Genomic DNA, 8,833 nt, shown 5'->3' on the forward strand with positions numbered 1-8,833 from the left:
GGTATGGCGACCGGCTCGAGCATCATATCGTCGTCAAGGCCGGTGATCTCTTCTACATCCCCGCCGGCGTGCCGCATCTGCCGGCCAACCTGAGCGGCGCCCCGTCCTCTGCCGTCATTGCGCGCACCGATCCCAACGAACAGGAGAGCGTCGTCCTGCTGCCGGAACTGGATGCGCTGGTCGCCGGAAGCTGACTTCGCCGGGCTAGGCGCCCGTCGGCCAATTGCTAGAGGTTTGCGCCCGCCAGCTTCGGCAATCATCGGCACCGAGACACTTCCCCATAGACGGTGCCGTCCGCATCCGCGATCAACAGTTTCTTGGCGTTCTTGGTGCTGTGCTTGATGATGAAGGTGGCGGGCGACTTGCCCTCTTCGCCTTCGGCCTCGCACTCCGCCTTCACCACAAGCGAGCCGTCGGCCTGGACCCTCTTGCCGGTGAAGGTGCAAGCGCTCGTCGCCGTGATGAAGTCGGTGTTGGTTAGAAGCAGCATGTCCTCGGCGTAGACTTCCTGGCCGTTCTTGTTGATGCAGCCGGACTTGTTGCCATAAGGTTTGGCTAGGTCGATGCCGGCCGCCGTCACTTGGCTGGCCACCAGAACCAAAACTGCCGCGAAAAGAAGTCCCCCGCGCCGCACCTCAAACCCCGGTCGCCGGGATGCCGGTGCGTTCCACCTTGCGCGGCGCGGAGATTTCCTTCCACGTCGACAGCGCCCGGTTGACCGCCGCATTCGGCTCGCGGCCGACGAATTCACCATGGCCGGGCTTGGCCTTGACCTCGGCCTCCTGGATCGACAGTTCGCCCCGCGAGAACACGAACCGCGGCAGGCCGGTCACCTCGAAACCCTCGAAGACATTGTAGTCGATCACCGATTGCTGCTTCTTGGACGAAATTGTCTTCTTGCGCTTGGGATCCCAGACAACGATGTCGGCGTCGGCGCCCTCTACGATGGCGCCCTTCTTCGGATACATGTTGAGGATCTTGGCGATGTTGGTCGAGGTCACCGCGACGAACTCGTTCATCGTCAGCCGGCCGGTGTTAACGCCTGTGGTCCACAGCACCGGCATGCGGTCTTCAAGCCCGCCGGTGCCGTTCGGGATCTTGGTGAAATCGCCGACGCCGTTGCGCTTCTGTTTGGTGGTGAAAGCGCAATGATCGGTCGCCACCACCTGCAGCGACCCCGCCTGGAGGCCGGCCCACAGCGAGTCCTGGTGCGATTTGTTGCGGAAGGGCGGGCTCATCACGCGGCGTGCCGCATGGTCCCAGTCCTTGTCGAAATACTCGCTCTCGTCCAGCGTCAAATGCTGGATCAGCGGCTCGCCGAACACCCGCATGCCCTTCTGGCGCGCCCGGCGGATCGCTTCATGGCTCTGCTCGCAGGAGACATGCACGACATAGAGCGGCACGCCGGCCATGTCGGCGATCATGATGGCGCGGTTGGTCGCCTCGCCTTCCACTTCGGGCGGCCGTGAATAGGCGTGGCCCTCGGGGCCGTTGTTGCCGGCAGCCAGCAGCTTCTGCGACAGTGCCGCCACCACGTCGCCATTCTCGGCATGAACGAGCGGCAGCGCGCCGAGATCGGCGCAGCGCTGGAACGACGCATACATCTCGTCGTCGTCGACCATCAGCGCGCCCTTGTAGGCCATGAAATGCTTGAACGAGGTGATGCCCTTGTCGACGACCGTGGCCATCTCGTCGAACACCTGCTTGCCCCACCAGGTGATCGCCATGTGGAAGGAGTAGTCGCACGACGCCTTCGAGGTCTTGTTGTCCCACATCTGCAAGGCTTCGAGCAGCGACTGCTGCGGCGCCGGCAGGCAGAAATCGACCACCATGGTCGTGCCGCCGGAGAGCGCTGCGCGCGTGCCGGACTCGAAGTCATCGGCCGAATAGGTGCCCATGAACGGCATTTCGAGATGGGTGTGCGGGTCGATGCCGCCCGGCATGACGTAGCAGCCGGTGGCGTCGAACTCATGGTCGCCATGCAGGCCCGAACCGATGGCGACGATCTTGCCGTGCTGCATCAGCACATCGGCTTTCCAGGTGCGGTCGGCGGTGACGATGGTGCCGTTTCGGATGACTTTGGTCATTGACTGTTCCCTTGTTCTCTTCGCGCTTCTTTACGAGCGTCGTTTGGAAGGTGGATTCTAAGCTCACTCCACGATGACAGCCGTCTCCACCACCGCGTGGAACAAGACATCGGCACCCGCCGAAGCCCATTCCTTGGTGATCTCCTCGGCCTCGTTGTGGCTGAGGCCATCGACGCAAGGGCACATCACCATGGCGGTGGGCGCGACGCGGTTGATCCAGCAGGCGTCGTGGCCGGCACCGGAAACGATGTTGCGATGGGAATAGCCAAGGCGGTCGGCGGCATCGCGGATCGCCTTGACGCAGCCGGCATCGAAAGTCACCGGATCGAAAGCGCCGACCTGTTCGATCTCGTAGCGGATGTCGAGTGCATCGCAGATCGTGTCGATGCCTTCGCGGATACGGCCATCCATCGCGTCCAGCACTTCCTTTTCCGGCGAGCGGATATCGACGGTGAAGACGGTGCGCCCGGCGATGATGTTGCGCGAATTGGGATAGACCTCCATGTGGCCGACCGCGCCGACGGCATCGGGCTGGTAGTCCATGGCGATCTCGTGCACCAGTTCGATCACCCGCGCCATGCCGAGCCCGGCATTGCGGCGCTTGGGCATCGGCGTCGAGCCGGTATGGGCTTCCTTGCCGGTCAGCGTCACCTGCAGCCATTTCAGGCCCTGGCCATGGGTGACGACACCGATGTCGATATCTTCATCCTCGAGGATCGGTCCCTGTTCGATATGCAGTTCGAAGAAGGCATGGATCTTGCGGTCGCCGACCTTCTCGGGGCCTTTCCAGCCGATACGCTCCAGTTCCTCGCCGAATTTCTTGCCCTGCTTGTCGACATGCCCGTACACATCGGCCTGGTCGAGCACGCCGGCGAACACGCCGGACGCCATCATAGCCGGCGCGAAGCGCGAGCCCTCCTCGTTCGTCCAGTTGGTGACGACGATCGGATGTTTGGTCTTGATGCCGAGATCGTTGAGCGAGCGCACCACTTCAAGCCCGCCCAGTACGCCGAGCACGCCGTCATACTTGCCGCCGGTCGGCTGCGTATCGAGATGGCTGCCGACATAGACCGGCGGCAGGCTGGGATCGGTGCCTTCGCGGCGGGCAAACATCGTGCCCATTTCATCGACGCCCATTTCGAGCCCGGCCGCATCGCACCAGCGCTTGAACAGATGCCGCCCTTCGCCGTCTTCGTCGGTCACGGTCTGGCGATTGTTGCCGCCGGCAATGCCGGGGCCAATCTTCGCCATCTCCATGATGGAATCCCACAAACGATCTGAATTGATTCGCAGATTCTCGCCGGGTGCGGCCATCTCGAGTTCCCATCTACACCGGGGGTCTTGTCGCCCCTTGAGTGATTTACAGCTTGACCGTATGGTCAGCTTTTAAACTACACAACCTGACCAAGCGGTCAACTAGAATCTTGGGGTAGACATGGCAGAACCCACCCGCCCCATGCGGCGACAGGAGATCCGCCGAGAGAATGAAAAAACCATTCTCGTCGCTGCAGAGAAGGTGTTTGCGGAGGCAGGGTTTGGCGGCGCCACGATGCAGTTGATTGCGGATCTGGCCGGACTGCCAAAGGCAAATCTCCACTACTATTTCGCCACCAAGGAAGAGCTTTACCGGTCGGTCGTTCAAAACATCTTTGAAATCTGGCTACAGGCGGCCAATTGCTTCGACGCGGCGCGCGGGCCCATAGACGGCATCAGTGCCTATATCGACGCCAAGATGGAAATATCACGCCGCCATCCGGACGGCTCGAAGGTCTGGGCCTCCGAAGTGATGCACGGGGCGCCGGTGCTTCAGGACTATATGGAATCGACGCTGCGCGAATGGACCGACGGCCGCGTCGAGATCATCAGGCGCTGGATCGAGGAAGCCAAGATGGACCCGGTGGATCCGCGCCATCTGCTCTATATGCTTTGGGCCACGACCCAGCACTACGCCGATTTCGGCCATCAGATCGAGACACTCAATGGCGGAAAACCTCTGTCCGACCGGCAATGGCGGGAAGCCAAGGAAAATATCAAGCGGGTGATCCTGACCGGGATCGGTGCGTTGCCCGCCTGACTGTAATGGTTCGTTGCAAGCCAAAGGTCAGGTCGGCGCGCTGCCGCGCCGACCTCAACCGACCGCGTCAGTCCGTCAATCGATTGACCTCAGCACATCGCGAACATGGTCGATCAATTCGTTGATCTGGCCCTTGGTGATGATCAGCGGCGGCGAGAGCGCGATGATGTCGCCGGTGGTGCGGATCAGCGCGCCGCGCTCGAACGCCTTGACGAAGGCCGAGAAGGCCCGTTTGGTCGGCTGGCCGGCGATCGGCGCCAGCTCGATCGCACCGATCAGGCCGATGTTCCTGATATCGATGACGTTCGGCTCGCCTTTCAGCGAATGCAGCGCGTCTTCCCAGTACGGCGCCAGCTCCTCGCCACGGGTCAGCAGGCCCTCTTCCTTGTAGGTGTCAAGCGTGCCGAGTGCGGCCGCGCAGGCGATCGGGTTGCCCGAATAGGTGTAGCCGTGGAAGAACTCGATCATGTGCTCGGGGCCGGTCATGAAGGCGTCGTGGATCTCCTTCTTCACAAACACCGCGCCCATCGGGATGACGCCGTTGGAGACGCCCTTGGCGGTGGTCATGATGTCGGGCGTGACACCGAAATAGTCGGCGGCGAACGGTGTGCCGAGACGGCCGAAACCGGTGATGACCTCATCGAAGATCAACAGGATGCCGTGCTTGGTGCAGATCTCGCGCAGCTTCTCCAGATAACCCTTCGGCGGCAGGATGACGCCGGTGGAGCCGGCGACCGGCTCGACGATGACGGCGGCGATGGTCGAAGCGTCGTGCAGGGCGACGATACGCTCCAGCTCGTTGGCGAGTTCCGCGCCATACTCCGGCACACCCTTGGTGAAGGCGTTCTTTTCCGGCAGATGCGTGTGCGGCATATGGTCGACGCCGCCGAGCAGCGTGCCGAACATCTTGCGGTTGGTGACGATGCCGCCGACCGAAATGCCGCCGAAATTGACGCCGTGATAGCCGCGCTCGCGGCCGATCAACCGGGTGCGCGAGCCCTCGCCCTTCACACGGTGATAGGCGATCGCCATTTTGAGCGCGGTCTCGACCGATTCCGAGCCGGAATTGGTGAAGAAGACATGGTCCATGCCCTTGGGCGCCAGGTCGACCAGGCGGTTGGCCAGTTCGAACACGATCGGATGGCCCATCTGGAAGGCCGGCGCATAATCGAGTTCGGCAGCCTGGTGCTGGATCGCCTCGGTGATCTTCGGACGGCAGTGGCCGGCATTGACGCACCACAGGCCGGCGGTGCCGTCGAGCACCTTGCGGCCGTCACTGGTTGTGTAATGCATGTCCTTGGCGGACACCATCATGCGCGGCGCCTGCTTGAACTGCCGGTTTGCCGTGAACGGCATCCAGAATGCACTGAGATCGTTCGGCGTGACTTTCAGCCGGTTGGACATGACCAGGACTTCCCCTTGTAAACTGTTTCGCTGCGCCCAACGCTTGGTCTTTGCCGCGTTTTCATGCTACGCAAATTTTTGACCGATTGGACAAACGTTAGCACCGCCCTTTAGGCGGTCAAGGATTACTAGCGGAAATGCGGCACCTGAAGTGCGTTCCACAGGCTAGGGAAAAACTGGTCCAGAGAATTGGTCCAGATGAGCCTCAACACGAGGGCTTGCAACGGTGACCATCGGCACGGATGCCCCTCGCCGCACCCGCATCCAGCAGGAAAAGCGCGAACTCATCCTGGAGGCGGCGCTTGAGGTCTTCTCCACCAACGGCTTTCGCGGCTCGACCATCGACCAGATCGCCGAAGCCGCCGGCATGTCGAAACCGAACCTGCTCTATTATTTCCGGCGCAAGGAAGACATCCACGAAACGCTGATGCAGCGCCTGCTCGACACCTGGCTGGCGCCACTGCGCGAACTCGACGACATTGGCGATCCCCTAACCGAACTGCGCAGCTACATCAGGCGCAAGCTGGAGATGGCGCGCGATTTTCCGCGCGAGAGCCGGCTGTTCGCCAACGAGATCCTGCAAGGCGCGCCGCGCATCATGCCGCTGCTGGCGGGCGAACTGAAAACGCTGGTCGACGAGAAGGCCGCCGTCATCAAGGGCTGGATGCGCGCCGGCAAGATCGCCAAGACCGACCCTTGGCACCTGATCTTCTCGATCTGGGCGACGACGCAGCATTATGCCGATTTCGACGTCCAGGTCCGCGCCGTGCTCGGACCGAACCGCGGCGGCGACGGCCGCTTCGAGGATGCGGCAAGATTTCTCGAGCAGTTGTTCCTCGATGGGCTGAAGCCGAAGGGCTAAATGGTTTCGTCATTCTAGGGCGAAGCAAGGAGCGACGCGGCGCGGCGCAGACCCTAGAATCCATGCCGCGACTTCAACGCGCCGCAAAAGGTCCAAATTCTGTTCCGTAGTACTCTTCGGCAAACGTCCCGGCATGGATCCTCGGGTTTCCGCGTCCGCTTCGCCCGTGGATGACGAAGCCGAGGGGGACGCCAGCCAACCTCAGGCGCTGCGCCGCTCGGCCGGCAGCGCGTCCAGCAATGCCTGCAGCTTGGCGATCGAATTCTGCTCGGCTAACGGCGTGTAGACGATCAGCTTCATGTCCGAGCCGTCGCCGATCGACAGGCTCATATGCTCGAAGGTCATGGCGCCCGCGCTCGGGTGCCGGACATGTTTCACCCCCGACAACCGATGCGCGACGTCGCGCTGCGGCCACCAGGCACGAAATTCGGGGCTCGAACGCGTCATCAACTCGATCAGCCGCTCGAAATCCGGATCGCCGACATAGCGGGCGCTCGCGGCCCGGAACGAGGCCAGCACGGTGTGCGCCAGTTGCTCCCAGTCGACCAGCAGGTGCCGGTGATGCGGGCTCGTGAACACCATGTGGACGATGTTGCGGGCGTCACCCTCCAGCAGGCCATAATCGCCGAACACCGCCACCGCCGCCGGGTTCCAGGCCAGCACGTCCCAGCGCCGCCCGACGACATAGGCCGGCTGCAGCACCAGGCTCTGCAGCATGTGCAGCAACGGGCCATCGACCTTTTCCGGCGCTACGGCACGGCGCTCCGGCTGCTGGCGGTCGGCGAGGATGAACAGATGCTGTTTTTCGGCGGCGTCGAGGCGCAGTGCTTCGGCGAGCGCCGTCAGCACCTCGACCGAGGGCCTGACCTCCCGCCCCTGCTCCAGCCATGTGTACCAGGTCGTGCCGACACCGGCGATCATCGCCACCTCCTCGCGGCGCAAGCCCGGCGTACGTCGCCTGAGACCGATGGCGATGCCTGCGGCCGAGGGCGTCAGCCTTTCGCGGCGCGAGCGCAGGAAGGCGCCGAGTTCGCGCCGGCGGCTGTTTTCAGCCGAACGTGTGGGGGCCGCGTGAGGTTGGGACTCCATGCGCGTATTATAGCAGTATTGATACCAGGATAAAGTTTGAACTGTTTGGCCAGCGCCAACTGCCCCATCTTCCGTTCAGAGCAACAGAACGGAGGCTCTGAACATGGAACTCAAAGACAAGACGATCCTCATCACCGGCTCGACAGACGGCGTCGGCCGCGTTGTCGCGCAACGGCTCGGCGCCGCGGGCGCCCGTGTGCTGGTGCACGGCCGCGATGCAACGCGCGGCAAGGCTGTTGTCACCGAGATCGAAGCCGCCGGCGGCAAGGCCGAGCTTCTGGTCGCCGACCTCTCTTCGCTGGCCGAGGTGCGCCACCTCGCCGAGGCGGTGCGCGCCCGGACGAACCGGCTGGACATCCTCATCAACAATGCCGGCATCGGCACAGCGGGCCAAGGTGCCAAAAGGCAGGTGAGTGCCGACGGCTATGAACTGCGCTTCGCGGTCAACTATCTCGCCGGTTTCCTGCTGACATCGGAGCTCCTGCCATTGCTGAAGGCCAGTGCGCCGGCGCGCATCGTCAATGTCGCCTCTGCGGGGCAGCAGGCGATCGACTTCAGCGATGTCATGCTGACCCGCTCCTATGACGGGGTGCGCGCTTATTGCCAGAGCAAGCTGGCGCAGATCCTGTTCACCGTCGATTTGGCCGAACAGTTGAAAGGCACCGGCGTCACCGTCAACGCATTGCATCCGGCGAGCTACATGAACACAACCATGGTCCGGCAGGCCAGGGTGACGCCGTGGAGTTCGGTCGAGACCGGTGCCGACGCCATCCTCAATCTCGCCACCTCACCCACGCTCAACGGGAAAAGCGGCCTCTATTTCGACGGCCTGCGGGAATCCCGCGCCGATGCTCAGGCCTACGACGCCAAGGCAAGGCAACAGCTGAGAAGCTTGAGCCTCGACCTCATCGGCCCGGCCTCCCCCACATCGAAGGAACAGCATTGATGACCAAGGCAATCCAACACACCGTCATCATCGGTGGCTCGTCCGGCATCGGGCTGGCGACGGCGCGCAAACTGCTTGGCCCGGACATGAAGGTAACCATCACCGGCCGCAACGAGGACAAGCTGAAGAGCGCTTGGAAGAGCCTTGGCGGTGCTGCCGAGAAGGCCGCTTTCGACGCGTCGAAGCCGGATGAGGTCCGTCAATTCTTCGAGCGCCTCGGCCCCTTTGATCACTTGGTGCTGGCGGCCAGCGGCGGCAAGGGCCTCGGCCCGTTCCCGGCGCTTGACCTGAGTGACATCGGCAGTGGCGTGGAGGAAAAGGTCCGCCCGCAGCTGTCCTGCCTGCAGGCCGCCTTGCCGACACTCAACAAG

At 62.9% G+C, this 8,833-nt stretch carries 10 protein-coding genes; 5 read left to right on the forward strand and 5 right to left on the reverse strand.

All coding sequences use genetic code 11. The annotated features are described in order from the left end of the window. On the forward strand, nucleotides 1-194 hold a 194-nt coding region (locus tag EN925_RS12090), incomplete at its 5' end, for a cupin domain-containing protein (protein ID WP_281040643.1). Between the two features lie 62 nt (nucleotides 195-256). Here the strand turns inward: EN925_RS12090 and EN925_RS12095 are convergent. The 3 genes from EN925_RS12095 to EN925_RS12105 form a co-directional block, all read right to left on the reverse strand. After that, nucleotides 257-592, reverse strand: coding sequence for a hypothetical protein (locus EN925_RS12095; RefSeq protein WP_245460933.1), 336 nt, complete (start codon nucleotides 590-592; stop codon nucleotides 257-259). Nucleotides 593-635: 43 nt separating this feature from the next. Then, complete coding sequence (hydA, locus tag EN925_RS12100) at nucleotides 636-2,087, reverse strand: dihydropyrimidinase (RefSeq protein ID WP_063172510.1); 1,452 nt, start codon at nucleotides 2,085-2,087, stop codon at nucleotides 636-638. 63 nt (nucleotides 2,088-2,150) lie between these two features. Next, nucleotides 2,151-3,401 (reverse strand): Zn-dependent hydrolase, encoded by a 1,251-nt coding sequence (locus EN925_RS12105; protein ID WP_013530909.1) that lies wholly within the window; start codon nucleotides 3,399-3,401, stop codon nucleotides 2,151-2,153. 121 nt (nucleotides 3,402-3,522) lie between these two features. Between EN925_RS12105 and EN925_RS12110 the strand changes: the two genes are divergently transcribed. Continuing rightward, nucleotides 3,523-4,161, forward strand: a complete 639-nt coding sequence (locus EN925_RS12110) for a TetR/AcrR family transcriptional regulator (protein ID WP_013530908.1) — start codon at nucleotides 3,523-3,525, stop codon at nucleotides 4,159-4,161. A 75-nt stretch (nucleotides 4,162-4,236) separates the two neighbouring features. On the opposite strand, the gene EN925_RS12115 is transcribed toward EN925_RS12110, so the two are convergent. Next, complete coding sequence (locus EN925_RS12115) at nucleotides 4,237-5,565, reverse strand: aspartate aminotransferase family protein (RefSeq protein ID WP_013530907.1); 1,329 nt, start codon at nucleotides 5,563-5,565, stop codon at nucleotides 4,237-4,239. A gap of 226 nt (nucleotides 5,566-5,791) precedes the next feature. Here EN925_RS12115 and EN925_RS12120 point away from each other — a divergent pair, with 226 nt between their 5' ends. Then, the gene (locus EN925_RS12120) at nucleotides 5,792-6,427 is read left to right on the forward strand and encodes a TetR family transcriptional regulator C-terminal domain-containing protein (protein WP_013530906.1); all 636 of its coding nucleotides are present in this window, start codon (nucleotides 5,792-5,794) and stop codon (nucleotides 6,425-6,427) included. Nucleotides 6,428-6,628: 201 nt separating this feature from the next. Here EN925_RS12120 and EN925_RS12125 read toward each other — a convergent pair whose 3' ends face one another. Beyond that, nucleotides 6,629-7,516 carry a helix-turn-helix transcriptional regulator gene (locus tag EN925_RS12125; RefSeq protein ID WP_127368640.1) on the reverse strand — a complete coding sequence of 296 codons (888 nt, stop codon included), beginning with the start codon at nucleotides 7,514-7,516 and terminating at the stop codon, nucleotides 6,629-6,631. A 103-nt stretch (nucleotides 7,517-7,619) separates the two neighbouring features. Here EN925_RS12125 and EN925_RS12130 point away from each other — a divergent pair, with 103 nt between their 5' ends. Beyond that, complete coding sequence (locus tag EN925_RS12130; protein ID WP_127384955.1) at nucleotides 7,620-8,462, forward strand: SDR family oxidoreductase; 843 nt, start codon at nucleotides 7,620-7,622, stop codon at nucleotides 8,460-8,462. Next, the coding region (locus tag EN925_RS12135; RefSeq protein ID WP_128336568.1) for an SDR family NAD(P)-dependent oxidoreductase at nucleotides 8,462-8,833 on the forward strand (372 nt) is incomplete at its 3' end. The genes EN925_RS12130 and EN925_RS12135, both read left to right, overlap by 1 nt.

It is taken from the genome of Mesorhizobium sp. M7A.F.Ca.US.006.04.2.1 (genome assembly GCF_004022915.1).
GTDB classification, from domain to species: Bacteria; Pseudomonadota; Alphaproteobacteria; order Rhizobiales; family Rhizobiaceae; genus Mesorhizobium; species Mesorhizobium ciceri.

What these genes read in the sequence shown, in the direction of transcription:
- EN925_RS12125 (WP_127368640.1), bottom strand. Translation starts at nt 7,516, where the DNA reads ATGGAGTCCCAACCTCACGCGGCCCCCACACGTTCGGCTGAAAACAGC.
- EN925_RS12105 (WP_013530909.1), bottom strand. Translation starts at nt 3,401, where the DNA reads ATGGCCGCACCCGGCGAGAATCTGCGAATCAATTCAGATCGTTTGTGG.
- EN925_RS12115 (WP_013530907.1), bottom strand. Translation starts at nt 5,565, where the DNA reads ATGTCCAACCGGCTGAAAGTCACGCCGAACGATCTCAGTGCATTCTGG.
- hydA (WP_063172510.1), bottom strand. Translation starts at nt 2,087, where the DNA reads ATGACCAAAGTCATCCGAAACGGCACCATCGTCACCGCCGACCGCACC.
- EN925_RS12110 (WP_013530908.1), top strand. Translation starts at nt 3,523, where the DNA reads ATGGCAGAACCCACCCGCCCCATGCGGCGACAGGAGATCCGCCGAGAG.
- EN925_RS12130 (WP_127384955.1), top strand. Translation starts at nt 7,620, where the DNA reads ATGGAACTCAAAGACAAGACGATCCTCATCACCGGCTCGACAGACGGC.